Source organism: Faecalibacterium sp. An192 (assembly GCF_002160175.1).
Classification (GTDB): domain Bacteria; phylum Bacillota; class Clostridia; order Oscillospirales; family Ruminococcaceae; genus Faecalibacterium.
This window is the reverse complement of sequence record NZ_NFKB01000009.1, coordinates 1-26990: the sequence shown is the minus strand read 5'-3', so window position 1 is coordinate 26990 and position 26990 is coordinate 1. Positions and strand designations below refer to the sequence as shown.

Annotated in this window: 29 protein-coding genes; 11 read left to right on the top strand and 18 right to left on the bottom strand. The window is 61.1% G+C overall.

All coding sequences use genetic code 11. The features are described from left to right. Nucleotides 1-2: 2 nt before the first annotated feature. Nucleotides 3-1292: an SLC13 family permease gene (locus tag B5F27_RS04530; protein WP_087365030.1), complete on the bottom strand. Its 1290-nt coding sequence runs from the start codon at nucleotides 1290-1292 to the stop codon at nucleotides 3-5. A gap of 379 nt (nucleotides 1293-1671) precedes the next feature. On the opposite strand from B5F27_RS04530, the gene B5F27_RS04525 reads away from it, so the two are divergent. Further along, complete coding sequence (locus B5F27_RS04525) at nucleotides 1672-2538, top strand: AraC family transcriptional regulator (RefSeq protein WP_087365028.1); 867 nt, start codon at nucleotides 1672-1674, stop codon at nucleotides 2536-2538. A gap of 133 nt (nucleotides 2539-2671) precedes the next feature. Here B5F27_RS04525 and B5F27_RS04520 read toward each other — a convergent pair whose 3' ends face one another. Then, nucleotides 2672-4045: an MATE family efflux transporter gene (locus B5F27_RS04520; protein ID WP_087365026.1), complete on the bottom strand. Its 1374-nt coding sequence runs from the start codon at nucleotides 4043-4045 to the stop codon at nucleotides 2672-2674. Nucleotides 4046-4295: 250 nt separating this feature from the next. Here B5F27_RS04520 and B5F27_RS04515 point away from each other — a divergent pair, with 250 nt between their 5' ends. Beyond that, complete coding sequence (locus B5F27_RS04515; protein ID WP_206422991.1) at nucleotides 4296-5318, top strand: hypothetical protein; 1023 nt, start codon at nucleotides 4296-4298, stop codon at nucleotides 5316-5318. Then, on the top strand, nucleotides 5302-5514 hold the full coding sequence (locus tag B5F27_RS04510; protein WP_087365022.1) for a hypothetical protein: 213 nt from the start codon (nucleotides 5302-5304) through the stop codon (nucleotides 5512-5514). Before B5F27_RS04515 ends, B5F27_RS04510 begins: the two co-directional genes overlap by 17 nt. A gap of 100 nt (nucleotides 5515-5614) precedes the next feature. Here B5F27_RS04510 and B5F27_RS04505 read toward each other — a convergent pair whose 3' ends face one another. Continuing rightward, nucleotides 5615-7645, bottom strand: coding sequence for an FAD-binding protein (locus B5F27_RS04505; RefSeq protein WP_087365020.1), 2031 nt, complete (start codon nucleotides 7643-7645; stop codon nucleotides 5615-5617). A 159-nt stretch (nucleotides 7646-7804) separates the two neighbouring features. Between B5F27_RS04505 and B5F27_RS04500 the strand changes: the two genes are divergently transcribed. From B5F27_RS04500 to B5F27_RS04490, 3 genes are all read left to right on the top strand, one after another. Next, nucleotides 7805-8710 (top strand): LysR family transcriptional regulator, encoded by a 906-nt coding sequence (locus tag B5F27_RS04500; protein ID WP_087365017.1) that lies wholly within the window; start codon nucleotides 7805-7807, stop codon nucleotides 8708-8710. Between the two features lie 178 nt (nucleotides 8711-8888). Then, a complete protein-coding gene (locus tag B5F27_RS04495) occupies nucleotides 8889-9335 on the top strand; it encodes a LytTR family DNA-binding domain-containing protein (protein WP_087365015.1) in 447 nt (148 codons plus the stop codon). Then, nucleotides 9332-9778, top strand: coding sequence for a hypothetical protein (locus tag B5F27_RS04490; RefSeq protein WP_087365013.1), 447 nt, complete (start codon nucleotides 9332-9334; stop codon nucleotides 9776-9778). Before B5F27_RS04495 ends, B5F27_RS04490 begins: the two co-directional genes overlap by 4 nt. Before the next feature lie 199 nt (nucleotides 9779-9977). Here the strand turns inward: B5F27_RS04490 and B5F27_RS04485 are convergent, their stop codons facing one another. From B5F27_RS04485 to B5F27_RS04435, 11 genes are all read right to left on the bottom strand, one after another. Continuing rightward, entirely contained in the window at nucleotides 9978-10604 is a 627-nt protein-coding gene (locus tag B5F27_RS04485; RefSeq protein ID WP_087365012.1) for a twin-arginine translocation signal domain-containing protein, read from the bottom strand. A gap of 428 nt (nucleotides 10605-11032) precedes the next feature. Next, a complete protein-coding gene (locus tag B5F27_RS04480; RefSeq protein ID WP_087365010.1) occupies nucleotides 11033-11506 on the bottom strand; it encodes a TspO/MBR family protein in 474 nt (157 codons plus the stop codon). Nucleotides 11507-11579: 73 nt separating this feature from the next. Continuing rightward, the gene (locus B5F27_RS17390) at nucleotides 11580-12008 is read right to left on the bottom strand and encodes a helix-turn-helix transcriptional regulator (RefSeq protein WP_087365008.1); all 429 of its coding nucleotides are present in this window, start codon (nucleotides 12006-12008) and stop codon (nucleotides 11580-11582) included. Nucleotides 12009-12214: 206 nt separating this feature from the next. Then, nucleotides 12215-13048 carry a MurR/RpiR family transcriptional regulator gene (locus B5F27_RS04470; RefSeq protein WP_087247371.1) on the bottom strand — a complete coding sequence of 278 codons (834 nt, stop codon included), beginning with the start codon at nucleotides 13046-13048 and terminating at the stop codon, nucleotides 12215-12217. Between the two features lie 12 nt (nucleotides 13049-13060). Continuing rightward, nucleotides 13061-13846, bottom strand: coding sequence for an inositol monophosphatase family protein (locus tag B5F27_RS04465; RefSeq protein WP_242962076.1), 786 nt, complete (start codon nucleotides 13844-13846; stop codon nucleotides 13061-13063). After that, on the bottom strand, nucleotides 13840-14673 hold the full coding sequence (locus B5F27_RS04460) for a PHP-associated domain-containing protein (protein ID WP_087365006.1): 834 nt from the start codon (nucleotides 14671-14673) through the stop codon (nucleotides 13840-13842). Before B5F27_RS04460 ends, B5F27_RS04465 begins: the two co-directional genes overlap by 7 nt. An 18-nt stretch (nucleotides 14674-14691) precedes the next feature. Continuing rightward, nucleotides 14692-15519, bottom strand: coding sequence for an energy-coupling factor transporter transmembrane component T (locus B5F27_RS04455; RefSeq protein ID WP_242956789.1), 828 nt, complete (start codon nucleotides 15517-15519; stop codon nucleotides 14692-14694). Beyond that, nucleotides 15509-17224: an energy-coupling factor transporter ATPase gene (locus tag B5F27_RS04450; RefSeq protein WP_087365004.1), complete on the bottom strand. Its 1716-nt coding sequence runs from the start codon at nucleotides 17222-17224 to the stop codon at nucleotides 15509-15511. Before B5F27_RS04450 ends, B5F27_RS04455 begins: the two co-directional genes overlap by 11 nt. A gap of 4 nt (nucleotides 17225-17228) precedes the next feature. Beyond that, the gene (locus tag B5F27_RS04445; protein ID WP_087247364.1) at nucleotides 17229-18077 is read right to left on the bottom strand and encodes a cell division protein FtsQ; all 849 of its coding nucleotides are present in this window, start codon (nucleotides 18075-18077) and stop codon (nucleotides 17229-17231) included. A gap of 238 nt (nucleotides 18078-18315) precedes the next feature. Beyond that, entirely contained in the window at nucleotides 18316-18699 is a 384-nt protein-coding gene (locus B5F27_RS04440; protein ID WP_206422990.1) for a rhodanese-like domain-containing protein, read from the bottom strand. After that, nucleotides 18696-19232 (bottom strand): GDSL-type esterase/lipase family protein, encoded by a 537-nt coding sequence (locus B5F27_RS04435; protein WP_087365002.1) that lies wholly within the window; start codon nucleotides 19230-19232, stop codon nucleotides 18696-18698. The genes B5F27_RS04440 and B5F27_RS04435 overlap by 4 nt, the downstream gene beginning before the upstream one ends. Before the next feature lie 206 nt (nucleotides 19233-19438). Between B5F27_RS04435 and B5F27_RS04430 the strand changes: the two genes are divergently transcribed. Further along, on the top strand, nucleotides 19439-19720 hold the full coding sequence (locus tag B5F27_RS04430) for a hypothetical protein (RefSeq protein WP_087365000.1): 282 nt from the start codon (nucleotides 19439-19441) through the stop codon (nucleotides 19718-19720). Between the two features lie 73 nt (nucleotides 19721-19793). Here the strand turns inward: B5F27_RS04430 and B5F27_RS04425 are convergent, their stop codons facing one another. Then, nucleotides 19794-20027 carry a hypothetical protein gene (locus tag B5F27_RS04425; protein WP_087364998.1) on the bottom strand — a complete coding sequence of 78 codons (234 nt, stop codon included), beginning with the start codon at nucleotides 20025-20027 and terminating at the stop codon, nucleotides 19794-19796. A 153-nt stretch (nucleotides 20028-20180) separates the two neighbouring features. Here B5F27_RS04425 and B5F27_RS04420 point away from each other — a divergent pair, with 153 nt between their 5' ends. The 3 genes from B5F27_RS04420 to B5F27_RS04410 all read left to right on the top strand — a co-directional run bounded on the left by B5F27_RS04420 (nucleotide 20181) and on the right by B5F27_RS04410 (nucleotide 23118). Beyond that, nucleotides 20181-20858, top strand: a complete 678-nt coding sequence (locus tag B5F27_RS04420; RefSeq protein WP_087247356.1) for a Type 1 glutamine amidotransferase-like domain-containing protein — start codon at nucleotides 20181-20183, stop codon at nucleotides 20856-20858. An 87-nt stretch (nucleotides 20859-20945) separates the two neighbouring features. Further along, nucleotides 20946-22769, top strand: coding sequence for a recombinase family protein (locus B5F27_RS04415; protein WP_087364996.1), 1824 nt, complete (start codon nucleotides 20946-20948; stop codon nucleotides 22767-22769). A gap of 7 nt (nucleotides 22770-22776) precedes the next feature. Next, nucleotides 22777-23118 (top strand): sigma-70 family RNA polymerase sigma factor, encoded by a 342-nt coding sequence (locus B5F27_RS04410; protein ID WP_087364994.1) that lies wholly within the window; start codon nucleotides 22777-22779, stop codon nucleotides 23116-23118. 281 nt (nucleotides 23119-23399) lie between these two features. Here the strand turns inward: B5F27_RS04410 and B5F27_RS04405 are convergent, their stop codons facing one another. The 3 genes from B5F27_RS04405 to B5F27_RS04395 are packed head-to-tail and all read right to left on the bottom strand — an operon-like array spanning nucleotide 23400 to nucleotide 26171. Then, complete coding sequence (locus tag B5F27_RS04405) at nucleotides 23400-24131, bottom strand: EFR1 family ferrodoxin (protein WP_087364992.1); 732 nt, start codon at nucleotides 24129-24131, stop codon at nucleotides 23400-23402. Then, nucleotides 24128-25453: a sensor histidine kinase gene (locus B5F27_RS04400; protein WP_087364990.1), complete on the bottom strand. Its 1326-nt coding sequence runs from the start codon at nucleotides 25451-25453 to the stop codon at nucleotides 24128-24130. The genes B5F27_RS04405 and B5F27_RS04400 overlap by 4 nt, the downstream gene beginning before the upstream one ends. Continuing rightward, a complete protein-coding gene (locus tag B5F27_RS04395; protein WP_242962074.1) occupies nucleotides 25446-26171 on the bottom strand; it encodes a LytTR family DNA-binding domain-containing protein in 726 nt (241 codons plus the stop codon). Before B5F27_RS04395 ends, B5F27_RS04400 begins: the two co-directional genes overlap by 8 nt. 267 nt (nucleotides 26172-26438) lie before the next feature. On the opposite strand from B5F27_RS04395, the gene B5F27_RS04390 reads away from it, so the two are divergent. Further along, entirely contained in the window at nucleotides 26439-26864 is a 426-nt protein-coding gene (locus B5F27_RS04390) for a NifB/NifX family molybdenum-iron cluster-binding protein (protein ID WP_087364988.1), read from the top strand. Nucleotides 26865-26990: the final 126 nt, after the last annotated feature.

Genomic DNA, 26990 nt, shown 5'->3' with positions numbered 1-26990 from the left:
GATCAAAACGCAGGATACACCGTCATGGTGTAAAAAATGTACACGACCGAAAGCAGAATGGTGATGGCCCAGCCGGATTTCAGGATGGAGCGCAGGTCGTACCCGCCCTCGCCCATGCACATGGCCACCGCCGGGGTAGCCATGGGGGTCAGGAAGGCGGTGAGGCTGCCGGCGCTCACCAGCAGGATCAGGCCGATGGGGTTGGCCCCCAGGGCCTGGCAGGTCAGCAGACAGATGGGGGTGAAGATCTGGTTGACCGCCCGGTTGAGCATAAACTGGGTGATGATGAAGGGCACCAGGAAGAACAAAGCGCCCAGCAGATAATTGTTGGTGGTGCCGCCCACGATGCCGGCCAGCCAGTTGCCCACCACCGTGCCGGCACCGGTCTCGGTCAGAGCGGTGCCCAGGCCCAGGGCGCCCACAAAGAGCATGATCATGTCCCAGGGGATTTCCTTCAGGGCGGTGCGGTGGTCCAGCGCGCCGCAGCAGACCATCAGCAGTCCGCCCGCAAAGGCGATGAACCAGGTTTCCAGACCCAGGGGCCCGGCAAAGATCATGGCCAGAATGTCCGCAAAGAAGATGAAGATGGCCGCCTTGTCCTGGAAAGGGGTCAGGGGTTTGCGCTCCCGGCGGGGGCCGGTGCCCGCGCCGGAAATGGCCGTCACCGGCTGCTGGGGAGTGACCCGGGGCCCCATAAAGATGGCCCACAGGGGCAAGAGCAGAAGCATAGGGGCTTTGCCGATGAAGTAATCGGTGGCCGAAATGGTCTGGGTAAAGCCGTAGGTGTCCAGGAATCCCTGGGCCTGGCTGGCCTGCTGCACCGCCGATGCAAAGGGCAGCAGCCCGAAGCAGCCCACACAGACCACCATCATGGGGAACATAACCCGGGAGCGGCTGGTACCGGTGCGGTCGCACAGGGCGGCCAGCAGCGGGCAGAGGATGGCGAAGGTGGCCACCGGGCTGGAGATCAGGTTGGTGAGCACAACCGCCAGCACGATGTAAGCGGCGTATGCTTTCTGGAAGGAACCGCCGCTGAGCCGGATCACCCGGTCGCACATTTTCTGCACGAAGCTGGTGCGCTGGAATCCGGCCGCCACCAGGAACATCCCGGCCATCAGCACGGTGTTGGTGTTGGAAAAACCGGACAGGGCCGCCTGCGCGTCCATACAGCCGGTGATGTAGAGAGCGCCCAGCGACACCATGGATGTGATCCACATGGGGATGCGGTTGAGAATGTAACTGAGCAGTGTCAAACAGAAAATGACAATGCAGCTGATCAATTTAACGTCCATGTACAATCCTCCTTTGGAAACAGAAGCGGGGATCGCAGTTGCAACTGGTAAGCTTTGCCTACAGGATACCAGCCCGGGCCGAAAAAGTCGTTGATATTCTTTCAGGACTGTGGTATCCTCCAAAAAGAAAAACCAAAAGCCTGCAGGGAAACCGCTCGCCCGCCATCCAAAAAAAGATTCGTCAGGTTGTATAGCGCAGCGGTCCCGGTTTGGTGAAAATCGCCGTCCAGTGTCGATTTTCCCAGCCGTGCCGCCTGGACAAATTCCGCCGTCCCGCCCGCCGGGCCGGGAGAGGCGGCGGATCTCAAAATCTAAAAATTTGCACCGGGAAAAAATTCAGGTTGGGCGTGTCCAAAAATTTTACACAGGAGGCAGTATCATGACCTTTCCCCTCCAGATGACCGCACCGGACGGCACCGTGCTGGCACAGGCATACATCCACCAGATGCTGAATTACCGCTATCACTGGCACCGCCAGGAATACGAGCTGTTTCTGCTGCTCCAGGGGAAAGCGGTGTTCAACCGCGGGGAAGAAGTTTGGGCCCTCGACCCGGGCGACCTGCTCCTGACCAACCCCGGCTGCGCCCATGCCTCCTGCGCCCGGCAGCCCGGCACCCGGGCGCTGATCCTGCGCTTTTCCACCTCCGCCGTCCCCTTCGCCGCCAAACCCGGCCAGTGTTTGTCCCTGGCCCCCTGCGTGGTCACCGCAGACCACCCCCATCCCCAGGCGGGAGCCCTCCGCCGGTGTGCCGCCGGCATCGTCACCGAGCTGATCCAGAACGACCGCTTTTCCAGTCTCAGCGCCCAGAGCTGGCTCCAGCTGCTGACCGCCCTGCTCTGCCGCCATTTCGCCGGCCCCATGGTGCCCTGTGCCCTGGAGGGGGAGGGCGCCGACGCCGGCGCCCGGCAGATCACCGAATACCTGCGCCTCCATTACGCCGAAAAGATCACCCTGAACGACCTGGCCGCCTTCACCGGGTACAACCGGACGTATCTGTCCACCTTTCTCAAGCTCCACACCGGCACCAGCTTTCACGAGTATCTCACCCGCATCCGGTTCCAGCACGCGGTCCACGACCTGACCTATACCTCCAAAACCCTCACCGAGGTCGCCCTGGACAACGGATTCCCCGAACTGAAGCTGTTCAACAGCCGGTTTCGGGCGGCTTTCGGACAGTCCCCCGCCGCCTACCGGGCCCATCTGGCCCCCGAGCTGCTGGCCCAGCCCAATCTGGGCCGCAGCTAATGTGACCCTCACGATGAGGAGATCTCCGCCCTTCTGCAGCACTGGCTGGCAGCACCGGAGGGGTAACTGTTTCGCCCAAAGAAAAAAGCAGGAGACCGAAGTCTCCTGCTTTTTTGCATGTTTGGATGAAAGGTCACTCAAATTCCACCCCGTCCCGGGCAGGCAGGCGGCGGTAGAGGGTCAGCCACATGGTGATGAAACAGGCCAGGCCGCCGATGGCGTTGGAGATGGGCTCGGCCCAAAAGACGCCGTCCACCCCCATGCCCAGCTGGGGCAGCAGGATGGTCAGCGGGGCCACAATCACCGCCTTGCGCAGCAGCGAGAAAAAGACCGCCCGCTTGGGGCAGCGCAGGGAGGTAAAACAGGCCTGGCCCACAAACTGAAAGGCCATGAAGAAGAAGCCGAAGAAATATTGTTTCAGGGCCACCTGGCCGGCCTGGAGCATAGCGGGATCGCTGGTGAAGATGGACACCAGCAGATGGGGCATGGCGATGACCACCGCCCAGGCCGCCACCGTATAGCCCGCGCCCAGCAGGGCGGTGAAGCGGATTCCCTCCCGCACCCGGCTGTAGCGCTGGGCGCCGAAATTGTAGCTGAGCACCGGCTGGGCGCCGCTGGTGATGCCGTTGACCGGCAGAGACAGGATTTCCCGCACCGAGTTGAGGATGGTCATGACGCCCACATAGAGGTCGCCGCCCCAGACCCGCAGGGTGGCATTGCACACCACCTGTACCAGACAGTTGGTGCCCGCCATAATGAACCCCGACATGCCCAGGCCCAGAATATCCCGCACCAGGGGCAGCTGCAGCCGCAGGTTTTCCCGCCGGATGCGGCAGATGCTCTGACGCCCGGCGAAAAACAGCAGCACCCACACCACCGAGGCCAGCTGGCTGAGGACGGTGGCGATGGCCGCGCCCTGGACCCCCATCCCCAGCCCGAAGATAAACAGCGGGTCCAGCACCAGGTTCAGGGCCGCGCCCAGCAGGGTGGTGCCCATGCCCACCCGTGGGTGGCCCTGGGCGTTGATGAAGCCGTTGAGGCCGGTGGCCAGCATGGTGCAGGGGGTGCCCAGCAGGTAAATTTTCAGGTAGGCGTCGGCGTAGACATAGGAGGCGTCGCTGGCGCCGAACAGATACAGCACCGGCCGCCGGAACAGATAACAGACCGCCATCAGGGCCGCGGCGCTGACCGTCAGCAGCGTCACCACCTGGCCCAGAATCCGCTCGGCCCGCTTGTCATCCTGGGCGCCCCGGGCGATGGCAAACAGCGGCGCGCCGCCGTTGCCGTACAAATAAGTAAAAGCCGAAATCAGGGTGGTCAGCGGAAAGGCCAGCCCGATGCCGGTGAGGGCCATGGACCCCACATCCGGCAGGTGGCCGATGTAAATGCGGTCCACCACATTGTAGAGCAGCTGGACCATCTGGGCCACCGTCAGGGGCACCGCCTGGGCCACAATGCTGCGCCAGACCTTTCCCTGGGTGAAGTCGCTGCTGTTTTTTGCTTCCATCCTCGTTTGTTTCCTCTCTTTCCGCAATCTTTTCTTCCTTATTGTAACACGCCCGGGGGCCGGGCGCAAATGGGGCTGTACCCTCCAAATTTCCTTTCAGAAACAGCACATTACCTTATCACTGTCAAAAAATCGCAAGTCCTGTTTACAGTATCTATGTTTTGGTATATTATAAAAACACCTCAAGATTTCTAATACCGAAAATCAGCCACCCCAAACAACTGGTTCAATGTTTGAAAGAAGGTTTTCTATGATACATGACGACGCCATCCAGGTAGCATCTGAAGTCGTTGAACCATGCGGCTTTAATGATTATACACCGGAACCTGCAACACAATTTGCCCATCTTCCGCCTGTTGCGCAGCCTTTGCTGAAAGAAGCCCAATCCACTTTTAAAAAGATTGAGCAGATGCTGTATTTGGCCCCATCTTTTATTCATCTTGTAAAAGCTGCCATTCCGGATGTCACCCTGCAAGCAGTGCTTACAGACGAACAAAAGCAGCAGCTTGCCAAAGGTGTTTTACAACTCATGACCAAAAAAGATGGCACCCTTCTGGCTACCCTGATAGACCCCAAAACCAAAAAAACTGTGGCTAAAATTCCGCTTCAGCGTGTAAATATGGCACCAGATCTGACACAAGCCATGACAAGCTTTTCCACTCAAATGCAAATAGCTCAGATTGCTGAGCAAATCCAGGCTGTACAGCTTGCCGTTGAAGAAGTTCGTCAAGGGCAGGAATACGACCGTCTTGCCACTGCATACAGCTGTCAGCAAAAATTTTTGCAGGCCGTAAAACTAGCCAATTCGGAACTTCGGTCAGCCGCTCTGATGCATATTGCATTCGACGCGGAGGACAGCCGAAACCTCTTAATGCTAAGCCAAAAAACCAACATTCATTTCATTACAGAACAGCCTGAGAACTTGCTGAAGAAAATCTTTGCCGGTGAAAAAGCCGACAAAATCAATGCTCGGATGAATGAAATCCGTGAAAGTCTTTGCGCTATTAATATGGTTTCACTGGCTGAGGCTATGGCTTATCAGGAAATGGGAGAAAACCAGGCAGCCCGTCAAAGCCTGCAGTACTATGCAGATTTCCTTCAGGAAACCTATCTTTCAGTGCCTGGTTTGGTAGAACGCTTAGATCTGATAGACCCCTCCCCAGAAAACTATTGGTCCAAAGTACTGCCATCCATTAAAGAGAATATTCACTCTTTGCCCTGCTCTGCAGAATCGCTTCTCACAGGAGGTGATCGTGATGAAGAACAAAACTGAAATTCGTCTGTGCAAAAAATGCCAAAAGCCTTTGCCCGAAGGTTATAAGCACAAATACTGCGAAGCTTGTCATAACCAGCAAGCCCAAATGATTCGAAATGGGCTTAAAGGCGTAGCAGGCATTGCCGGCACCGCTGTCTGTGTCGTGCTTGCCGTAGCCACAAAAGGCAAAATCGACCTTAAAAGTAAAGACTAAACAACCGACTCATTCCCCACCGAAAACCGCCCCCACAGTTTGACCTGTGGAGGCGGTTTTCTTCAGGGATTTATGTGTTTTTCAAAAAGCCGTAGTGCAATCAGACGTTGTCGATGCCGGCCATCTGTTTGATGGACTTGATGGCAAAGGTCAGGGTCCGGCCACAGGCAGTGCCGCCCATGACGCAGGGGTAGTTGTTCTGGAAGAAGCTGCCCGACATATCGCCGGTGACGTACAGGCCGGGGATGGGCTCGTTGTTGTCGTCCTTGGCCTGGCAGTTCTCGGTGATGGCGATGCCCTGCAGGCTGCACAGCAGCGAAGCGCCCAGCCAGCAGCCGTAGAAGGGAGCGGTCTTGATGGCGCTCAGACGGCTGGCGGGCTTGCCGAAGTCCTCATCCTTCTGCATGTCGTACAGCTCGTTGTAGCGGGCCACGGTGGCGATGAAGGTATCCTTGTCGGCGCCGGTAAAGCCCATCTTGTCGGCCAGCTCCTCGATGGTGTCGGCCTTCATGATGAGGCCCTGGACCTCATACTCTTCCAGCTGGCTCTCCATCATGCCGGGGATGTAGCGGGTCAGAGCCGAGCAGCCGATGGTGTGGAAGCGGTCCACATCCTCACGGAAGTTGGCGTCGTGGATCATGGCGTAGACATGGCCGGGCTGCTGGAAGGAGGCATGGGAAGCGTTGTCGTACTCCTGGCTCTCGTTCATGAAGCGCTCGCCGTGACGGTTGACCTTCAGGAAGGGCTGGCTGCCGGGGTTGTACTGGCCTACGGTGCCGGGGAAGGCCTTGCCGCCGAAGGAAGAGGGCGACTCCACATAGCCGGAGTTGACGCCGGGAGCCACCAAGCCGCGGTCAAACAGAACCGGAGCGGCCTCGGCATCCAGGTGTGCGCCAGCCCAGATGGCAGCGCGGATGCCATAGCCCTTGTCGGCGGGGGCGTAGGAGCAGGCGGTGGTGACGCTGGTGCCCAGGGGATCCAGCTGCTCCATCATGTAGGGGTTGCCGGCGTAGCCGCCGCAGGCCAGCAGAACGCCCTTGGCGGCGTTGATGCGGATGAAGTGGCCGTCGTCGGTGCTCTGGGCGATGACGCCGGTGATGCGGCCGTCGCTGCTCTTTTCCAGCTTGGCCAGGCCGGTATTGAAGTCGATGGAGTAGCCCAGGCTCTCAATGTACTCCTGGAACACCTGATTGCGGGGCTTCTCGGCGCTGCTGTAGTCCACCTGCTGGACCGGGAACATCAGCTTGGTCTGGCTGATCTGAGTGTCGTCGGGCCACTTGGCCTCATCGCCCAGGGTCAGGTTGCAGGTGTAGTTGTAGGGTGCGCTCTCCAGAATGCCCGACACAAAGTCGTGCATGGCGGCGGACTCATTGATCCAGGTCTTAACCACACGCTGATCGCAGCGGCCGCCCATGGAGCGGGAAATTTCGCTCAGCAGCTCGGCGCGGTCCACCGGCGGGACGCCCTGCTTCTTGGCCTCGCTGCTGTCGATGGTGCCGTACCAGTGGCGGGTCTCCATGACGGCGGAGTTCTGCTCGATGATGCGGAAGTTCAGGCCGTTCTGAGCGGCAAAGGCGGCGGCACACATGCCGCCGTTGCCGGCGCCCACGATGACGATGTCGGTGTCCCAGGTCTCGGTGATGGCGTCCTCGTCGATGTCGGGCTCGGTGCCCAGCCAGTCGTTCTCATCGCCGGTGGGCAGCTGAATCGAGGTCACCACCGTCTCGCCCATGGCCTGGGCAAAGCAGCTCTTGGCGGCCTTCATAACGGCCTCGGAGGTGATGGTGGAGCCCGACACGCCGTCGATCTCAGCCGAACCGGCGGCCAGCAGCTGCTCCTTCAGCTGGTCGGCGGCAGCAGCGCCGTAAGAGGCAGTCTCGCCCGAGGTATCCACCACCACGTCGGTGACGGCGGTCTCGCTGAAGGTCATGGTGACCTTGACGGTGGAGGAAATGCCCTCAGCGGTGCCCTCATAGGTACCGGGGATGTAAGTGGCGCCGGACGCTGCCGAGCCTGCGCTCGAGGCGGCCGAGCTGGCCGAATTGCAGGCGGCCAGGGCGCCGGCGGTAACGCTGCCCATGGCAGCGGCCGCGGCAATCTTCAGAAAACCTTTGCGGGAAATCTTTTTCATGGTCTGAACTCCTTTTTCTTCGTTCCTTCTTCAAAAACCTTCCTCATCCGCAGGGATTGCGGTTTTCTTAACAAGTTTAGCGAATCCCGCTCCGATTTACAAATCATAGTTTTTATAGTACACTTTAGGAAAACCTTATGAACCACGGAGGATGCCCCCATGACCGAACGAGCCCTGACCGGTTTTGTCAAGGTGGTGGAGCTGGGCAGCTTCACCGCGGCGGCGGACGCCCTGTTCATCTCCCAGTCCGCCCTGTCCCAGCAGATCCGCACCCTGGAAAACCAGCTGCACTTCACCCTGTTCCAGCACGGCGCCCGCCAGGTAACCCTGACAGCGGCGGGACGCAGCTTTTACCCCAAAGCCAAACAGATCCTGCGCCTGTACGACACCGCCGTCAAGGAGGGCATGGCCATCCAGCAGGAATCCCGCCCACCTCACCGGCATCTGTTTCTGGCCTGTCAGGACTCTGTGCTGGCCACCCTCTGCTTTGAACTGTTCGCCATGACTCCCGAGCTGTGTGCGGAGTTTTCGCCTTTGGTGCAGTTCTGCGCCAACCGTGCCGACGTCTGGCGGGCTTTGGACAGCGGCGAAGCCGACCTGTCCTTTCAACCGGAATACGCCGACATCGCAGCCCGGGGGCTGCGCTTCACCCCCCTTCTCAGCCTGCCTGAGCTGTGCTTTCCCTTCAACGTCCCCGACAGTCTGCCCCAGCACGTTCTCTCCCTGGAGGACGCTTTGTCCTGCCGCTGGATTTTCGCCTTTCCCGCCAGCGAGACCCTCTATGAAACCGAACTCATCCACCAGGCCGGCAAGCAGGGCGGGGTTGTGATCCAGCCGGGCACCGTCACCAGTTCCGCCTACGGCCTGCCCACCCTGATGCTGGCCCCCTGCATCTACCACCGCCGGCCCAATTTTGACGCGGTGCGGATGCTGCGTTGGGGCGAGGGCAGCCGGTTCGGCATCGTGACCGCCGCCCATCCCGACGAGACCGTCCGCCAGTATATCGACCAAATCAGTCAGGTGGTACAGGCCCACCAGCATCAGCTGTTCGGCCTGCTGAATTGAAAAAATCCTCTTCCCCGCCGGGCTTTCTGGACTTCCAGAAGGTCCGGCGGTTTGTTGCGGGGCATTTGGGCGGGGCTGAGGGCAGCTTGGGTTTATTCGGTTGCTTTGGCGCGGGAAGGTCTGCTATACTTGCACTGCGGCAGGGCCCTGCTGAGATTCAGGAAAGGAGCTTTTCACCATGAAACTGACCATCCAAGAGGATGGATCGGTCCGCGAGACCGAAATCACCATCCGCTGCGCCTGTCTGGACCAGCGGCTGCAAAAGCTGGTGGGACAAATCCGGCAGTATGGCTTCTGCCTGACCGGCTATCAGGAAAGCCGCCAGTTCCAGCTCCCGCTGGAAACCATCTGCTATCTGGAATCCATCGACGGCAAAACCTTTCTCTATCAGGAGAAGGAAGTCTACGCCTGCCATGAAACCCTGGCCGCCCTGGAACCTCAGCTGATCCGCAGCGGCTTTGCGCGGATCAGCAAAAGCTGCATCCTGAACATCGCCTTTCTGGACTATGTGGAACCTCTGTTCAACCACCGGCTCAAGGCGATGCTGAAAAACGGCGAGTCCCTCATCATCAACCGCAACTACATCGAGCCGCTGCGCCGCCAGCTGAAAGGAGATTCTGTATGAAAAAGGAAATTCTGTCCCGCCTGTCCGCCGCCTGCGTTCTGTTCACCCTGGTTCTTTTGTGCAGCTGCCTGCGGAACATTCTTTCCGGCAACTATGGCTCGTCCTCCTGGCCGGTGGTCCTGATCTTTGTCCTGCTGGTGGGGATCGAGGCGGTGGACTACCTGATCTCCCTGATCCCCTTCCGGACTTGCCGCCAGTATCGTTTTTGCTCGGTTGCCGTGAATTATGTGCTGGTTTTCCTGGCCTGGCTCTGCCTGGGTTGGGTGCCTCAGAACGTATGGAGCATTCTGGCTTTCAGCCTGTGCTATCTCATCTTTTACCGCCTAATCCAGCTCTATTTTGACGCCAAGCGCCAGGCAGAGGCGGCAGATTTCAACCGCCAGCTGGAACTGTGGCGGAAACAGCACCAGGCCCCTGATCCCCAGGATCACCCGGACCTCTGACGGGCCCATACACAGAAACATCCGCCCTTCCCTGACCGACGGGGAACGGCGGATTTTTTCGCTGTGGGTTTGGGGGCGTCACGCGCCTTTTGCGGTTCGCGGCCGCACAGGCAAAATGCTCCCTTCCCGGCCAGCGGCGGCGCCGTCTGCCGGAGAGGGAGCATTCTGTTTCAGGGGTTTCGGCTTTTTTGCCGGCGTGTCACAGGTACGCCATCTGCAGGCTGCTGGAATCGCACTTCTGGGAAAACTCCACCTTGAAGGTGTGGGTGGTGTCGTGCGCACCCGCATTGGCGCCGTGCTGTTCCGGCGGGGTGAAGGTGAGGGTCAGAGTGCCCGCCTCGCTGCTCATGCTGCCGGTGGCGGTCACTTCGATGGTCTCCCCCGGGTTGACGCCGTAGGCGGTGCAGACCTTTCCGTCCGCGGTGGTCTGGTCAGCCTGGGCCATGTCGTCGCTGCGGGTGATCTGGACCTGGAAGGCCTGGTCCTGGAAGGTCCCGCTGATGCCGGTGGACCCGTCGTAGTACTCGCCAAAGGGATTGCCGTGGAGATGATACAGCCACACCGGCTCGGACGTCCGGTTGGTGACCGAGAACCCCAGCAGCACCAGACAGGACGGCTCCTGCTGCCCGTAGACCGAGCGGGAAACCGAGTCAAGTTTGATCTGCAGATAGGCGTCCTCGGAGGTGGCCTGGAGAATCTTCACGCTGTCCGCAGCGGACATCTGTTTGTCGCTGGCGGCGCGGGCGGGCACAGGGAGCGTCAGCAGCAGCGCAGCGGCGCCGGCCCGGGCGGTGCCCTTCAAAAAAGATCTGCGGGATATCAACATGGTACATCCTCCTCGCTGATCGAAGATTTTGGGTTTGATCCCGGCGCAGATCCCGCCCTCTGCCCCAAAGGACAGGCAGAATCTGCTGGTTTTAGTATAGCACGTCCAGCGGAAGAAAGGCGGATTTTTTGGCTTCTCTTTCCTCCAAACCCACAGATTCAGTACAGTATACAATTTTTCGCTGTGGTATTTGTGGGGTTTTGCCGTGGCAAAATCCACAAAAACAGCCTGTCCTCCGCGTCGGCGGCCGGTTACCTCCGCGCCCTAGTCAGCGCTTTTCGGCGGACCGTCCCGCTTTGGGCCGCCGCCTTTTTTCCTGTATCCGGTCGGGCAAAGCCATCCCCGGAAACCTCCCCCGCTTCACAGGCAAAAACCGGAGAAGCCCGGCCCCCAAAGGCCCGGCTTTTCCGGTTTTGGTTTGGCGTGATTCAGTTCAAAATCCAGACCCCCAGGTTGAGATACCCGGCAAAGGCCACCCACACCAGATAGGGAATCTGCAGCCGGGCGGCCAACGGTTCCACCCGGGCAAAGACGGTGATCATCCAGAGGATGACGCCCCACAGGGCGGCCAGCCAGATCAGGGCCAGGCCGAACATCTGGAAGCGGAAAAAGAGAATGCTCCAGAAAAAGTTCATGGCCAGCTGCAGCCCAAAAATCCACAGCCCGTGCCGCCGTTCCAGGGTGTCGGCCGTCAGGGCAACCCGGGCCGCACTGATGCCCATGAGGGCATAGAGGATGGTCCAGACCACCGGGAACACCAGCGGCGGCGGCGACAGGGGCGGCTGGGCGATGCGGTCGGTGTAGATTTGGACATCCTCCCGGGTCAGCCAGCCGGCCAGGCCGCCCGCGGCCTCGGCCAGCAGAATCCAGAACAGATAGGTCTTGATTTTGGTGTGATTCATATTGCATCCCTCCATCACAGGGTATGCAAAAACAGGCGCTGTATACACGCGCCCCTTTCTGTTTCCGATTTCATCAGCCTCGGCCCGAAAAATTCCTTCGTTCCCCTTTCGCAGCCGGGTTCTGCAGCGCATCCAGCGCCAGACAGGCCAACCCCAGTCCCAGCAGAGCCGCCGCATCCTTCGGCGCCAAGGCGTCCAGCACCGACAGAACCGCCGCTGCCACCCCCATGGCCAGAGCCACCGCCCGCAGAATGGTCGCCATCAACGTGCCGGTCTGCTCCTCAGCCGGCCGGCTGCCGCCCCTGCCCTGCATCAGCTCTTCCAGCGAGAGGCCCAGCACTTCCGCCAGAACCGGCAGAGACTGGATATCGGGACAGGACAAGTCCCTCTCCCATTTGGATACGGCTTTATCGGTGACCCCCATTTTTTCAGCCAGCTCCAGCTGGGTCATCCCCTTTTCTTTGCGGGTCTGGGCAATCAATGCGCCAAGTGTCTTTTTCATAGCGGTCTCGCTCCTTTGTCGGTTTTGCAGCGGGCTTTGGCTGCTGGCTCTATTGTATACCCTTCTCCCTGGCTTCTCAACCGAGCATCGGTTTCCCTGTCTCGACCATAGGTTAAGTTCCAGTAGAGAGACGTTCCACCGTCCATTTTCAAAAAACCGTCGCCCAAAGAGGTCTCCCCCTTCGGGCGGCGGTTTGATTTGTTTTGTTACAGGCTGTGGCGGTAGGTGTCCTTCAGCTGCCGGATTTCCTCCAGGCGCTGGAGGGCGTCGGAGCCCATCCGGGCCGACACGGCCAGGGTCAGGGCTTCCGCCACCGCCACCGGGGCGCTCATGGAATGCTGGGCGTTTTCCTCCCCGCGGTAGACCAGAAGCCGGATGCTGGCCTGGGCGTCCTGCATCTCGTGATAGGCCCGGCTGGTGAACAGCAGGGTCTGGTAGCCGGCCTTTTTCTGGTAGTCCAGAAGCACCCTGCCCTCGGCCGACAGCTTGGCGAAATTGAACAGCACCACCAGATCCTCCGGGCCCATGGCGGGCAGGCTTTCCAGCAGCTCGGTGCCCGCCGAGGGAATCTGCCGCACATCCACCCCGATCCGCCGCAGACGGTATTCCAGCAGCTGGGCCGGCGCGCGGGAGGCGTTTTTGCCGTAGAGAAAGACCCGCCGGGCCCGGCAGATTGCCTCCACCGCCTGGGCGAACCCCTCCTCGTCCAGCAGCTCCTGGGTCTTTTGGAGGTTGTAGCGCTGCTGTTCCAGCCAGTAGGCCAGCGGGCTGGCCTCCTGGGTCTGCAGGGTATGGGTCAGCTTCTGGGCAGGGCCCCGCTGGACCGTCTGGTCCAGAATCACCCGCTTCAGATGCCGGAAATCCTCGCAGCCCACATGGCGGGCAAACCGGGAGACGGTGGCCTCCGAAATGCCCAGCGCATCGGACAGCTGTCCGATGGTCATACAGAGAAATTCGTCCCGGTGGGCGGCGATATATTCCAGAATGGACTGCTCGGTGGACGTCAGCCGGTCCGGCATCTGAGGGAAGGAAAATGGCATGGATGGCTCCTTTTACAGCAGGGATTGCAGCTCCGAATGAATCTGCCCGTTGGTAGCCAGTATAGCACACCGGGATGCGTCAAGCAACGGGGCGTCCCCGGCAAAATCCGTCACACGGCCCCCGGCCTCGGCCACAATCAGCATCCCGGCAGCGTAGTCCCAGGGCTTGAGGCCGTGTTCCAGATAGGCGTCCAGCCGTCCGCAGGCCACATAGCACAGCTCGATGGAAGCGGCCCCCACCCGCCGGACGTCGTGGCACCGGTCGTAGATGCGGCGCATCCGGACAAAGGCGGCGTCGGCCTGGTCCCGGCAGCCGGGGTTGGTGCCCACCGAACAGAGGCTGTCGGCCAGGGCCGCCGCCCCGCTGACATGGATGGGTTCTCCGTTGCAGAAGGCGCCCTTCCCTCTCCGGGCGGTGAACAGTTCATCGGCGTAGGGGTCATAGATGAGGCCCAGCTCCACCCGGCCCTCCACCGCCAGCGCCAGCGAAATGGCGCTGTGGTGGAACCCGTGGATCAGGTTGGTGGTGCCGTCCACCGGGTCCAGCACCCAGACCGCGCCGTTCAGGTCCACGGCGGCGTTGTCCTTTTCCTCGGCCATCAGGGCCGCGCCGGGGGTCAGCTGTTCCAGGGCCATCCGGATGTTCTCCTGCACCCGGGTATCCACGGCGGTGACAAAATCGGTCTTTCCCTTGGCCCGGGTCTGGCCGGCCAGGGTGCGGCTGTGGAGAAGCTGCCCCTGCTGCCGCAGCAGGGCGGCGGCTTCCTGCAGCAGGGCGCTGCTGTCCAGGGTCAGCATGCGCTGTGCCCCTTGGCCATCAGGACGGCGGGAGACTCGCCGCCGTTGCGCAGCAGCACCGACACATAATCCCCGCCCAGGGCATGGATTTCCTTCAGGGCCCGCTTGAGGACGTTGGCGGTCTTGACCTTGATGTCGGCGTCGGGGTGAATCACAATCTGGTAGCGGCCGGCCTTCATCTCCCGGGCCAGCTCCTCAAAGGTGTCGAACTCCTCCTCGAAGCAGGTGCGGATGCAGCCGTACTGCACTGCCTGATGGGTGTCGCTGCCCGCCACCACCGGCTTGTTCAGCCGCTGGCCCAGGCCGAAGGTCAGATGTTCGGTGCGGTCCTGGTCCACGGCCACATCCTTGCCGTTCAGGTCCAGAAAATCAAACCGGGCCAGCAGTTCGGGGGACAGCTCGGGGATGTGCCCGCCCTCCCGGAAGGGGTGTCCGGCGCCCACCAGCACCGGGTACTGGTCAAACAGGCGGAACAGTTCCTCCGCCGGCAGAAAGGCATTTTTGCTCTTGTAGGGGGTCAGGCGGCGGTTCAGCTCCCGGATGGCCTCCATGGGGCCGATGGACAGCACATGGCCCCCCTCGGCGATGTCGGTTTCCATGCCGGGGAACACCTTCAGCCCGTCGATGACGTAGGCGTCCCCTTCCTTGTCCCCCCGGTCGGCAATGTAGCTGTAGAGGGTGTCAAACTGCTGGGTGTTGAAATGTTCGGTGAGGCAGATGGCGTCCAGCCCTGCCTCTTTGGCCTCGTTGAGAAGCCAGTCGGTGTATTCGGTGGAGAAGGGCAGGTATTTGGCCAGCTTCCCGTGGGTGTGAAAATCCATATACATAGGTGAAAACCTCCGGCGTCAGATCAAAGTGGAGATCAGGATGGTGACCGCCACCCACAGGAAGGAGACCGACAGGAACAGCAGGTCATTGTTGGTGACCCGCAGAACCGACAGCTTGAGCCGCTTGACCTCTTTGTTGACGGCAGCGTAGCGGTAACCCTTGATCTCCAGCACTTCCACGGTGGTGCGGGAGCGCTTGGCGGTGTTGAGCATCAGCGGATAAAAGGCGTACACGATGATCCGCACCTGATAGATCAGGTAGCGGATTTTGCCCCCCAGGGTGTCGTGTTCCGGCGGGTTGCCCCGCAGCCGGTAGGACAGCAGCACGCTCTGAAACTCCTCCATCAGGATGGGCAGCATCCGGTAGGCGTAGGAGATGGAGAAGGACAGCCGCTCGGGGCAGCCGAACCACATCAGGCCCTGGGACAGCTTGTCGGGGTCCATCCCGGAAAAGACGGTGACCGACGCCAGCGAGACGGTGGCCACCTTGAGGGTCAGCACCAGCAGCGGAGCGATGGCGGAGGCGTCGCCGCCAAACAGCCAGGTCACCACCAGCAGGTACCCCGTCTGGGAGAACACACCCAGACCGAACAGGAACAGCACCAGCCCTGCCACATGGGCCAGGGCGGTGGTGATGGTCACCAGCACAAAGCACCCCAGCAGGAAGGGCAGACTGTTCACAAACCAGGGCACCAGCCCGAAGAACAGATACCAGGCAATCAGAATCCGGGGGTCCATGGCGGCCACCAGGGTATCGTTGTTGCCGTAGGCGTTTTTCAGCACCTGATTGCGGAGAAAGTCCATGGAGAATTTGTCCAGGATGTTTTCCGACAGTTTATCGACCATTTTCACAGCAAGCGGGCCTCCCCTCAAAACAGCGCAGGAAATCATCGATGGTATAGCACAGAGCGTGCGGGTCCAGAGCCTGCCCCATGGTAAAGATCTCGGGCGGGCGGATGCCCACCTGTTCCAGGACGGCCCGGTTGCCGAACACCTCATCCCGGGTGCCGTCAGCCACCACCCGGCCGCCGCACAGCACAATAATCCGCTCGGCCCACTCGCAGACCAGCTGCATATCGTGGGTGGCGATGACCACCGTCTCGGTGATCTCTTTCAGGTCCTCCAGGGTCCGCATAATCTCCTTGCGGGTGGCGATGTCCAGGTTGGCGGTGGGCTCGTCCAGCAGGAGAATCCCCGGATTGAGGGCGATGCCGATGGCCAGGCTGGCCCGGCGCATCTGTCCGCCCGACAGCAGGCGGCCGTCCCGGTCCCGCAGGTCGCTCAGCCGGAACCGCTGCAGCAGCTCGTCGGTCCGCCGGGCGGCGTCGGGCACTCCCCGCGCCTCCATGGCGTAGGCGATGTCCTTGGCGATGGAGTCCTTGATGAACATGTCCTCGGGGTTCTGATAGACCATCGAGATCTGGCGGGAGAGGGCTTCGGGCTTGACGTCGTGGAGCCGGACGCCGTTCAGCTGGACGGCGCCGGATTCCGGCTTCAGCAGGCCCACCAGAAGCTTCATGAAGGTGGATTTGCCGGCGCCGTTGGAGCCGATCAGAGCCACCTTGTCCCCCTTGTGGATTTCCAGGTCCAGACCCGAAAAGACGCTGTGGGGCGCGCCCTTGACGCTGCGGTAGGACACCGACACCTTTTCAAAGGCGGCCGCCGCAGGCCCGGCCGGGTGCGGGACGGCTGCCGGACGGGGGTCCGGCTCTGCCTTGGGGGCAAAGACCGCCCGGCCCGCCTCCACCGTGGTGGGGAGGAGCACATCCGGGGCCAGGGCGCCGGCCTGCTGCATCCGCCGGGCGGCAATGGTCACCTGGGGCGGGAAGATGTTGCAGCTCTGCAGCTCGTCCACCCGCTGCAGAGCGTCGGCGGTGGGCAGCACCCACTGGACCCGGCCGTCCTTCATCAGCATCACATGCTTGCAGAAGTCCGCAATGTATTCGGTGTGGTGCTCGATGACGATGATGGTCTTGTGATAGGTTTCGTTCAGCTCCCGCAGGACGGCGTAGATCCGGTCGGCGTGGCCGGGGTCCAGCTGGGCGATGGGCTCGTCCAGAATCAGCACGTCGGGCTGGAGGGACACCGCCCCCGCCAGGGCCAGCAGATGGGTCTGGCCGCCGGACAGCTGCCAGATGAAATCGTTTTCCCTGCCCCGCAGGCCGCACTGTTCCAGGGCGTCCAGGCCCCGCTGGCGGTAATCGGGCATGGCGTAGTTCTGGCAGGCATAGGACGCATCGTCCAGCACGGTGGGCCGGATGATCTGGTTTTCGAAATCCTGGTACACATAGCCGACCTTGCGGGCCAGGGTGCCCACATCGGTTTCCCGGGTATCCAGCCCGCAGGCAAGGACCCGCCCTTCCATCGCACCGCTGATGAACTGAGGAATCAGACCGTTGAGAGTCTTGCAAAAAGTGGACTTTCCGCAGCCGTTGTTTCCAACGATGGCGAGAAAGTCCCCTTGTTCAATGGTTACGGTGATGTCGTTGAGGGTGGGATGCTCTGCGCCTGGATAGGAATAGGTCAGATGATCTATCTCTATCGCGTGCATGGGTTCAACCTCTTTCTGCGGGGATCTGTTCGGTGCGTTTCCGCATGGCCAGCACCACGGCCACCACAACCACAGCGGCTGCCACCATGGCCACCGCAATGGAGGTGGAGCTCTCGGCCCAGTCGGCCTCCCAGTCGATCAGGCTCATGCCGCTCTTGGCCAGCAGCTGGGTGACGGCAGCCACCACAAAGGCCGCAGCGCAGCCCAGGATGGCTTTTGCGCCCAGGGGTTCCAGGGCGGTCTGGGTGGTGCGGGGCTCCATGCCCAGCAGGGGCTCGATCTTGCCGTGGAGCTTGGGCACCAGGTAGAGGGTGGGCAGCAGGCAGAACAGGATGCCGGAGAACAGCAGGTCGTTCAGGAAGGCGAAGCCCTCGGTGGCAAAGACGCTCTCGGGCAGGCCGGCCACCGCCTCAAAGTCATCCACAGCCAGCTGAACTTTCAGGATGTCCACCACCATGCCCAGGAACAGCTGGATGGCGGTGCCGCCGATGGCCGCCGCACCCACCATGGTGCGGTTGGCGGGGTCGCGGACCAGACGGCCGGCGACGTAGACGCCGATGGTGACGGTGATGAATTTCTCCACTTCGCCCAGACCGCCGAACTGGCCCAGCATGATCTCGCTGAACACCAGCTCACCGGTGGCGGCGCCCAGGGCCGCCGACATGGGGTCAAAGAGCATGGCCAGCGTCAGGGGGATGAACAGGAAGTACTCCACCGAGAACTCCACAATGCCCACCTGAAACTTGGGGATCAGCTCCGAGAACAGGGTAGCCAGGCCGTAAAGGGCCATGGACAGCACAAAAATCATCAGCTTCTGCGACTGGTTGGCCGCTTGCTTATGGATGGACGTCATACATGATACCTCCCAATGATATCCATGAATTGTTTCGCTTCTTGGAACAATTCACAGTCTACCAGAGGAATGTAAATCCTGCGACCAAGGCCCTGTAAAATGTTTGTAATTATTTCAGTTTCTCATTTTTATGAAAATATATTTTCTTTTTTGAAACCCGCATGACGTCCCGACGTGCAAAAATCGCCCGGAGAGGTTTCCCTCCGGGCGGCGGTGGTTTTCCTGTTCGGTTTTTCGGTCAGGACTCAATGTCATAGGGCCAGGTAGTGATCCCGCCGAAGTCATAAATGGCGGTATACCCCAGATCGGCCAGGGCCTTGGCGGCCTTTTTGCTGCGGTTGCCGCTGCGGCAGTAGACCAGCACCACCGAGTCCTTTTCAGGGATGACGGCGGCGGCGCTCTCCTCGTCGATGGTGCCCACCGGCAGCAGGACGGCCCCGGGAATATGGCCGCCGTCGTATTCGCTCTGTTCCCGCACATCCAGGATCAGAACCTCCTGGGTGTCCATCATCTCTTTGGCTTCTTCCTGGCTGATCTTCTTGTAGGCGTCGGAGGATGCGGCACCGCAGGCGGTGAGCATCATCAGCACCGAACACAACATAGGCAGAATGCGCTTTTTCATCGAAATACCTCCTTGTATAGACCCTCTGCAAAGGCCCGGTGGCCCTGCTCGGTGAAATGGACGCCGTCGCAGGCCAGGCCCACGCCCCAGAGCCCTGCATCGGCGAACCGGATTCCCAGCCGCGCCGCCAGCTCCCGGCAGAGCCGGGCAAACGCTTTGGAAGCGTCCATCAAATGCTCGTCCTGAACCCATTCCCCAAAGGTCACCGGCGGCGGGGCAATCAACAGAATCTTTTCCCGCTCCAGGTCCAGCCCGGTGAGAAACCGTTCCAGCCGGCCGGCGGCCTCCGCCGGGGTGCAGCCCTGCAGCAGGTCATTGGTGCCCAGCATCACCACCAGCAGGCCGGTGTCCGCCGGAAAGGAAACGGGCTGCCGGGGGATCTCCCGGCCGTTCTGGCCCCGGTTGGAGATGTTCCAGCCGGTTTTCCCGGCCAGAATGTCCACCCACCGGTTTTGGGGGTCGTACCGGTCCCCCAGCCAGGAGCGGGGGTCGTAGCCATAGGTATTGGAATCCCCAAAACAGATGACGTTCATACGGCGTTCCTCCGGTCTGTTTCCTTTGCATTCCCCGCCCGCCGCAGCGTGCGCGCGTGGGTTGGATGGCCTTATTATAACATGCCCCGTTTCCCCTCACAACGCCCCTTTGGCTCCACTGTGACTGACGCACATTCGTCCCCTCTCTTTTCTTTTTCCCGTATCTGTGCTAGAATGAAAAAAAGACGTTGGAAGGAGCGCTGTGTATGGGTGAATTGCTGATGGATCTGGCCTCGTTTCTCCTGAGTGAAGTGCTGTTCCGCCTGCGGGAAAAGAACCGGGCTCTCTATATTTTGATTATGGGCGGCTTCATTGCCGTTTTTGCCGGCGTGGCCGTCCTCTTTTACAGCCAGAGCGCCCCGGTCAAGGGGACGGTCATGGCCCTGTTTGCCCTGCTGATGCTGGTGCTGCTGGTCTACACCCTGCGCAAGGACCCCCAGCCCGCCCGCCGGACCTGGAACTCCTGGTACGACAAGCGCTCCCGCTGACCCGTTTATTCCAAACAAAACAGCCGCCCGGCCTCTCCCCGTTGTGGGATGGGTTCCGGGCGGCTTTTTCTGTTCAGAGGCGAGGGGGCGGGGTTTTCCCGGGCTGTCCAGAGGGACAGGCGCTCTGGACCGTGTCCATCACCGCCTGCAGCAGTTCCAGCTTCTGCCGGGCCGGACAGTCCAGACGCCGGACGGCGTCGGCCACAAATTCGGCGTGGACTTCCGCCGCCCGCCGGGCCAGTTCCTGCCGGCCCGCCCCGGTGCCGGGGCCATGTACCACCACCCGCATGGGTGCGCTCCGTCTCATCCCCACCGCCTCCCGCCTGTTCGCCTGGTTCTATCCTATTGTGCACGGCCTGTCTGGTATGACTGGGAAGCAGATTGTTTGCAGACACTATCTGTGCTATAGTAAAATCAACTGTTTTTCACAGAGCATTCAATATCGCCAAAGGAGGCGCTCATGGTACATATTCTGTTGGATATTCTGGATTTCTCCTCCGATTTCCTCTCAGCGGAGCTTCGCCGCTATATTCGCCCGGAAAACAAGGTGGTTATCCTTGCCTTTTCTTACCGCGACAGCGCCGTCCATTGCCTGAAAGACTGGAATACTTTATACGGAAAAGATGGCGGCATGTATTACGATGCTATGGTCACCCCCTTCCTGCATTACGGCATTCCCGAATCCAACATCCGGATCATCAACTACTATACCGACACTCCATCCCAAGTCGCAGAACTCCTTCGCCAAGCTGACATCGTCTATTTCCCGGGCGGGCTGCCCGACCGTATGCTGGAACGGATTGACGCCTTTGATTTGAGAAACACTCTGCTCTCTTTTCAGGGGATTATGATGGGCTACAGCGCTGGCGCAGTTCTTCAGCTGCAGGAATACCATCTGTCGCCGGATTCAGACTATCCGGAATTTTCCTACTATAGCGGACTCCCACTTCTCAAAGATTTTTATCTGGAAGTCCACTATGAAGGAACCGATGTGCAAAATCAGGCCATTCAGCGGGTCCTGAATGAACGCAGGAAAATCGTTTACGCCACCGTCACAGACCGTTCTGCCATCCTAATCGACGGTTCCGAGACCAAACTTTTGGGGGATGTCCGAGTATTCACCCCCTTATCCCAATAACCAAATTTTCTTTTGCCGACTTACCTGGCCTCTCCTTCATGGGATGTCCCTCCCCCGCATATAACATCCAGTGAAAGGAGTTCCGCCATGCAGAAACAGCCAAATCCCAACGTCATCGCCATCTATTCCCGGAAATCCCGCTTCACCGGCAAGGGGGAAAGCGTCGGGAACCAGGTGGAGCTGTGCCGGGCCTATATCCGCACCTCCTTCGGGGACCGCTGCGCCGACGGGGCGGTGGTCTTTGAGGACGAGGGCTTCTCGGGCGGCAACCTGAACCGCCCCGGCTTCCAGAAAATGATGCAGGCCGCCCGGCAGAGGCAGTTCCGGGCGGTGGTGGTCTACCGGCTGGACCGGATCAGCCGCAGCATCAGCGACTTTTCCGCCCTCATCCAGGAGCTGGGCCGGCTGCAGATCGACTTTGTCTCCATCCGGGAGAGCTTCGACACCTCCAGCCCCATGGGCCGGGCCATGATGTACATTGCGTCGGTGTTCAGCCAGCTGGAACGGGAGACCATCGCCGAGCGCATCCGGGACAATATGCAGGAGCTGGCCAAAACCGGCCGCTGGCTGGGGGGCACCACCCCTACCGGCTACACTTCCGAGGCGGTCCAAACCGTGACGGTGGACGGCAAGACCAAGCGGGCCTGCAAACTGAAATTGATCCCCCAGGAGGCGGACATCGTCCGCACCATCTATCAGCTGTACAGCGAGACCGATTCCCTCACCATGACCGAGGCGGAACTGCTGCGCCGGCAGATCCACACCAAAACCGGGCGAAACTTCACCCGGTTTTCCATCAAGGGGATTTTGCAGAATCCCGTGTATCTCCTGGCCGACCCGGACGCCTACCGGTATTTTGTGGACAAGCAGGCCGGCCTGTGTTCCCCCGCCGGGGATTTTGACGGGGAACGGGGCATCCTGGCCTACAACCGCACCGACCAGGAAAAGGGCCGGGCCACCCTCTACCTGCCCCCCAGCGAATGGATTGTGTCGGTGGGGCAGCATCCGGGCCTGATCCCCGGCCGGGTCTGGGTGCGGGTGCAGGAATCTCTGGAGCGGAACAAGGCCAAGAGCTACCGCAAGCCCCGCAGCAATGAGGCGCTGCTCACCGGCCTGCTCTGGTGCCGGTGCGGGAGCCGCATGTACCCCAAACTGTCCCGGCCGGCCGCCGACGGCAAACCGGTCTACGCCTATGTGTGCAAACAAAAAGAGCACAGCAAGCGGAACCTGTGCAGCTGTCCCAACGCCAGCGGCGGCCGGCTGGACGCCGCCGTGGTGGAGCAGGTCAAACAGCTGGCGGGCGACCGGGACGTATTTTTGACCCTGCTGGAAAAGAGCAAGCGCCCGTACACCGGCAGCCGGGAGGAATCCCCGCCTATGCTGGAGGACCTGCGCCAGCAGCAGGTTCTCACCCGGCGCAAAATCACCGCCCTGCTGGACGCTCTGGCCGATTTCGGCGGCAGCGCCGCCTCGGTCCACCTGAAAGAGCGTCTGGAGGAGCTCCACGCCCAGGACGCCGCGCTGCAGTCCCGGATTCAGGAGCTGGAAAGCGCTCCCCCGCAGAACACCCTCAGCCCGGCCGAACTGGACCTGCTGCGGCAGCTGCTGGCGGTTTTCCGGGACAGCATGGACCGGATGTCGGTGGAACAAAAGCGGGCCGCCCTCCGCACCCTGGTGCAAAAGGTGGTCTGGGACGGGACGTGGGCCCACGTGGTGTTTTTTGGCGCGGAGGACGAGGCCCCGGACGGGCGGACCGCCGGCCCCGGCGCGGAGGCAAACCCCGTCGAAACTGTGGGGCCCGGGTCGATGAATCCCCGCGAATCCTCCGGTCATCCGGGACATTTGGCGGAATCCGGCGCTTTGGGGGCCGATTCTCCCGATTCGGCTCTCTGGGGAGAGGATAGCAAATGAAATCCGGATGCAGTTCCGGCGCGAAAAAAAGGTCGGGCCGACGGTCTCTCTGCAGGAATCCCTCGACACCGGCAAAGACGACTCGGCCCTGACCCTCTCCGACCTGCTGCAGGACACCGCCTGCATGGAAGAAACCTGTGAAAAGAAAGACGACGCATCCCGCCTGCGGGGCCTCATCGAGGCGCTGCCCGCCCGGGAACGCCAGCTGGTGCTGCTGCGCTACGGCCTGGGCGGCCAGCCGCCCCTGACCCAGTCCGAGACCGCCCAGCTGCTGGGCATCAGTCGGAGCTATGTCTCCCGCCTGGAAACCCACGCCCTGGAAGAAATCCGGGCGCAGTGGGAGCAGTAAAAGGCGCGGTCTGCCCTTTTCCCCAAGACTTTACACAAAATCGAGGAGCGCCGGCCTTTTTCCCCGCTCCACAAAAAAGACGGGCTGAGAAACAAGGTTCTCAGCCCGCTTTTTGTGTCATTTGTTTGCGGGAGGCGCATTTGCCTCCCGGCCGCATTCCACCCTCCAGCGGATCTGCGTTGAAAAAGCCGGCAGGTGCAGCGGTTTTCCCCGCCGGGGCCCCTGCGGGGCCAAAATGCGGCCTGTTTTTCACAAAGACAGGCGTTTTGGTGGATTTCCGGTCAGCCCAGATACTTGTAGATGGTGTACCGGCCCCGGTTTTGAGTCTTGCTGCCGTACTGGATGGCCTGCTGGGGGCACTCATGGAGGCACCGCAGGCACTGGCAGCAATTCCCGGTCCAGACCGGGGGCCGGCCGTCGGTGACGGTGATGGCGTGCGCCGGACAGTTCCAGGCGCACAGGCCGCAGCCGTTGCACCGGTCATCGGCGTGGAAGGGCTTGGTGTCCCGGGCGAACCGGTTGAATCCGGCGTTCACCACCCCCGACTTGATCCAGGCCATGGGCCCCTCTTTGACCCGATAGACCTTCTGACCGGCCAAAATCTCCCTGGCCATCCGCTCCATCTGCCAGGATGCGTCCGCCAGTTTCCGCCGGACGGCGCCGTCGCTCTCTACGTCCTCGGCCAGAATATAGTTGTTGGGCATCACCAGGCTGTAGCTGCTGTCCAGCGGGCAGGCCGCCGCCAGCTTTTTCAGGGCCAGGCCGGCCTCCGAGCCGCAGGTCCCCACGCCAAAGGTGAAGGCCCCCGTCCGGGGCAGGTTTTGGGCAAATTCCATCACCATCTGGGGCGGGCCCCAGGCATACACCGGGAAAACCAGGCCGATGCGGCTCTCCCCCTGCAGGTCGGGCAGATTGTCCATCCGGGCCAGGTCACAGACCTTGTCCCCGGTATAGGACGCCAGCTGCTGCGCAGCCCACCGGGAATTTCCGGTGCCGGAAAAGTAAAAAATCATCCTTGCTGTCCTCCTGTTCCCGCCGCCTCCGCCGGGCGGATCTCCTCCCCTTCTGCCGGGCCGGGGGCCGGCAGGGTGAAGGTAAAGCAGAACCACCGGTCCCTGCAGCTGAGGGTATACTCGCCGCCCCAGCGGTCCAGCACGCTGCAGACGTTCACCAGGCCCATGCCATGGCCGGGCCCGGTTTTGGTGGTGGGCGGCAGGGTGCCGCCGGGCCAGTCCAGATCCTGTTCCACCCGGTTGCGCACCGACACAATATATTCCTCTCCGGTGCGGCGGATGCGGAGGGTGATCTGGGGCGGGTCGGCCCGCACCGCCGCCTCCACCGCATTGTCCAGCAGGTTGCACATCACCGTCACCAGGTCGGCGTTCCGCAGCGGAAAGCCGCGCAGATCGCACAGGTCAAAGTGGAGCATCACCCCTTTTTCGGTGGCCTGATGGTATTCCTTGCTCAGGAGGGCATCCATCAGGGGGTTGTGGGTATCCACCACCGCGGTCCCCGCCGAAATCTTCTGGGAGACGCTGGCCAGGTAGGCCCGGGCCCCCTCCATGTCCTGCTGTTCCAGATAAAAGTGGATTGCATCCAGGTGGTTGGTAAACTCATGGGTCAGCCGCCGCTGGGTCTGGTAGGACTCCATCAGGGCGTCAGCCCGCTCCTGTTCCATTTCCATCCGGCTCTGGGCCCGGCTGGCCCGCAGGGTCTGGCCGCTGAACATGGTCAGCAGCACAAAATACACCGCCACCGACAGCAGCAGCCCCACGCAGAGCAGCAGCATAAAGCTGTATTCATCCGAAACCTGGTCAAAGGCCGCCAGCAGCACATTCATGGCGGCGGCCACGCAGAGATAAATGTCGGCCGCCAGCCGCTGGCGGGGCTCAACGTATACCACAAACTTTTTCATCCCGCGGACGGCAAGCCAGACCAGCAGGTTCAGCACCACGTCATAGGCCAGGATGGAAAAGGGCATGGGCCACACGTCCGCCAGCCGGACGCCCCAGAATGTGGCCGCCAGCGAGGTCATGACGTTTTCATAGCCCAGCACCGTCACCCCGCAGACCACCACCGAAAAGAACTTTTCCAGCAGTTTCCCGCCGAACAGCAGGGACGCGGCCGCAAACCGCAGCCCGTTGAAGGTCAGCGACCAGGGGGAGTATGGGACATAATCCCCCCACAGAACCTGGGAGATCATCCACAGACCCATGGCCAGAGCGGCGGCCCGCCGGCAGGACAATCTGCCGCGGCCCAGCATGGCCGCCTCAATCTGGAGCACCGCCAGGAATTCCCCCGCGCAGGGCAGATACATCAGCCACTGTTTATCCATTGCCAAATCGCCCTTTCCACTCCAGATAGGTGCCCCGGATCGCGCCGTATCCGGCCCGGCTGACGCTCAGCTCCACCTGATTTTCCATCTGGACTTTATAGCCCAGAATCTTGTGAATATAGCGCATATTCACCACGGCGCTCCGGCCCACCCGCAGGAATCCGCTGCGGTACAGTTCCTCCGGCAGCTCGGACAATTTTCCGTAATAAATGCACAGCGGTTTATGGGGCGTCTCTCCAAAGACCATCACCCGGCGGCCTTCGCTTTCCAGAGAATAAATCCGGTCATAGGGAATCCGCACCACTTCCCGGTTGACCTCCACCACCAGGGCCTTCTGTCTGATGAACAATTCGGTATAAACTTCCTCCAGGCAGACCGGCAGGGTCTGGCGCAGCGACTCCTTCAGCAGATACCGGAAGGCGCTGACGGTATATCCCTGGGTGGCAAATTCCAGATAGGCCGAGATATACACCAGCATGATGTCGTGATTTTTCTGTTTGAGGGTGCGGCCCAGCTGGATGCCGCTGGCGGTGATCAAATCCACATCCAGGAACGCCAGCTGATATTGTTCCAGATCCGGCAGGGCCTCTGCCTCCTCCGCACGGGTGCAGACCCGGGTCTGGACTTCCACCCCTTTTGTTCCAAAAAAAGAGGTCACCGCTTTTTGAATCCGCTCCCCAAAGGCGGGTTCATCGTCGCATATCAATATATTCATCATTCTTCCGCCAATCCCCTGTTTTTTGCAGTCACTTCCGGCCTGATCCGGCGCCGGCATCACGGTATTTTTTCAATAAAAATACACAATTCCGCCGCGCTTGTCAAGCGCCGGGCCGGGCCCCTTTTTTGCCGCCTTTTGGCTTTTGTTCCGACGAATGAGACCCAGGCACTGGCATCCGGCGGCAAACCGTGCTACAATAGCAGAGAACCACATCTTCCCGCCGGACGCCGGGAGGCGCCGGCTTTTCACAACAGAAAGGAAACGACTATGAGAATTGCAGTTACCTATCAGGATGGTTTTGTTTTCCCCCATTTCGGCCACACCGCCCAGTTCAAGGTCTACGATGTGGAAAACGGCCAGGTGGTGCGCAGCCAGGTGGTCAGCACCAACGGCCAGGGCCACGGCGCTCTGGCGGGCCTGCTGAGCCAGCTGCAGGCTGACGCCCTGATCTGCGGCGGCATCGGCGGCGGCGCACAGGCCGCCCTGGCCTCGGCCGGCATCCGCCTGTACGGCGGCGTGTCGGGCCAGGCGGACGCTGCGGTCCAGGCTCTGCTGGACGGCACCCTCAGCTACAATCCCGATGTCCACTGCGACCATCACGGCCACGAGCAGGGCCACAGCTGCGGCGAGCACGCCTGCGGCAGCGAGGAAAAGCACGGCTGCGCCGGCAACGGCGGCTGCCACGCTGAGTAATCCCTCTTTCCCCCACAGAATAAATATCCCCCGGCATAGCCGGGGGTTTTTCATATGCGGGCATAGCCCTAGAATACTAGCCACGCGTCACGTCGCGTAAGTACGGTCTGCCAGCCGCGAAGGATT

Coding starts and splice junctions, on each gene's coding strand:
- B5F27_RS04530 (WP_087365030.1), bottom strand. CDS start 1,292: ATGGACGTTAAATTGATCAGCTGCATTGTCATTTTCTGTTTGACACTG.
- B5F27_RS04525 (WP_087365028.1), top strand. CDS start 1,672: ATGACCTTTCCCCTCCAGATGACCGCACCGGACGGCACCGTGCTGGCA.
- B5F27_RS04520 (WP_087365026.1), bottom strand. CDS start 4,045: ATGGAAGCAAAAAACAGCAGCGACTTCACCCAGGGAAAGGTCTGGCGC.
- B5F27_RS04515 (WP_206422991.1), top strand. CDS start 4,296: ATGATACATGACGACGCCATCCAGGTAGCATCTGAAGTCGTTGAACCA.
- B5F27_RS04510 (WP_087365022.1), top strand. CDS start 5,302: ATGAAGAACAAAACTGAAATTCGTCTGTGCAAAAAATGCCAAAAGCCT.
- B5F27_RS04505 (WP_087365020.1), bottom strand. CDS start 7,645: ATGAAAAAGATTTCCCGCAAAGGTTTTCTGAAGATTGCCGCGGCCGCT.
- B5F27_RS04500 (WP_087365017.1), top strand. CDS start 7,805: ATGACCGAACGAGCCCTGACCGGTTTTGTCAAGGTGGTGGAGCTGGGC.
- B5F27_RS04495 (WP_087365015.1), top strand. CDS start 8,889: ATGAAACTGACCATCCAAGAGGATGGATCGGTCCGCGAGACCGAAATC.
- B5F27_RS04490 (WP_087365013.1), top strand. CDS start 9,332: ATGAAAAAGGAAATTCTGTCCCGCCTGTCCGCCGCCTGCGTTCTGTTC.
- B5F27_RS04485 (WP_087365012.1), bottom strand. CDS start 10,604: ATGTTGATATCCCGCAGATCTTTTTTGAAGGGCACCGCCCGGGCCGGC.
- B5F27_RS04480 (WP_087365010.1), bottom strand. CDS start 11,506: ATGAATCACACCAAAATCAAGACCTATCTGTTCTGGATTCTGCTGGCC.
- B5F27_RS17390 (WP_087365008.1), bottom strand. CDS start 12,008: ATGAAAAAGACACTTGGCGCATTGATTGCCCAGACCCGCAAAGAAAAG.
- B5F27_RS04470 (WP_087247371.1), bottom strand. CDS start 13,048: ATGCCATTTTCCTTCCCTCAGATGCCGGACCGGCTGACGTCCACCGAG.
- B5F27_RS04465 (WP_242962076.1), bottom strand. CDS start 13,846: ATGCTGACCCTGGACAGCAGCGCCCTGCTGCAGGAAGCCGCCGCCCTG.
- B5F27_RS04460 (WP_087365006.1), bottom strand. CDS start 14,673: ATGTATATGGATTTTCACACCCACGGGAAGCTGGCCAAATACCTGCCC.
- B5F27_RS04455 (WP_242956789.1), bottom strand. CDS start 15,519: ATGGTCGATAAACTGTCGGAAAACATCCTGGACAAATTCTCCATGGAC.
- B5F27_RS04450 (WP_087365004.1), bottom strand. CDS start 17,224: ATGCACGCGATAGAGATAGATCATCTGACCTATTCCTATCCAGGCGCA.
- B5F27_RS04445 (WP_087247364.1), bottom strand. CDS start 18,077: ATGACGTCCATCCATAAGCAAGCGGCCAACCAGTCGCAGAAGCTGATG.
- B5F27_RS04440 (WP_206422990.1), bottom strand. CDS start 18,699: ATGAAAAAGCGCATTCTGCCTATGTTGTGTTCGGTGCTGATGATGCTC.
- B5F27_RS04435 (WP_087365002.1), bottom strand. CDS start 19,232: ATGAACGTCATCTGTTTTGGGGATTCCAATACCTATGGCTACGACCCC.
- B5F27_RS04430 (WP_087365000.1), top strand. CDS start 19,439: ATGGGTGAATTGCTGATGGATCTGGCCTCGTTTCTCCTGAGTGAAGTG.
- B5F27_RS04425 (WP_087364998.1), bottom strand. CDS start 20,027: ATGAGACGGAGCGCACCCATGCGGGTGGTGGTACATGGCCCCGGCACC.
- B5F27_RS04420 (WP_087247356.1), top strand. CDS start 20,181: ATGGTACATATTCTGTTGGATATTCTGGATTTCTCCTCCGATTTCCTC.
- B5F27_RS04415 (WP_087364996.1), top strand. CDS start 20,946: ATGCAGAAACAGCCAAATCCCAACGTCATCGCCATCTATTCCCGGAAA.
- B5F27_RS04410 (WP_087364994.1), top strand. CDS start 22,777: ATGCAGTTCCGGCGCGAAAAAAAGGTCGGGCCGACGGTCTCTCTGCAG.
- B5F27_RS04405 (WP_087364992.1), bottom strand. CDS start 24,131: ATGATTTTTTACTTTTCCGGCACCGGAAATTCCCGGTGGGCTGCGCAG.
- B5F27_RS04400 (WP_087364990.1), bottom strand. CDS start 25,453: ATGGATAAACAGTGGCTGATGTATCTGCCCTGCGCGGGGGAATTCCTG.
- B5F27_RS04395 (WP_242962074.1), bottom strand. CDS start 26,171: ATGATGAATATATTGATATGCGACGATGAACCCGCCTTTGGGGAGCGG.
- B5F27_RS04390 (WP_087364988.1), top strand. CDS start 26,439: ATGAGAATTGCAGTTACCTATCAGGATGGTTTTGTTTTCCCCCATTTC.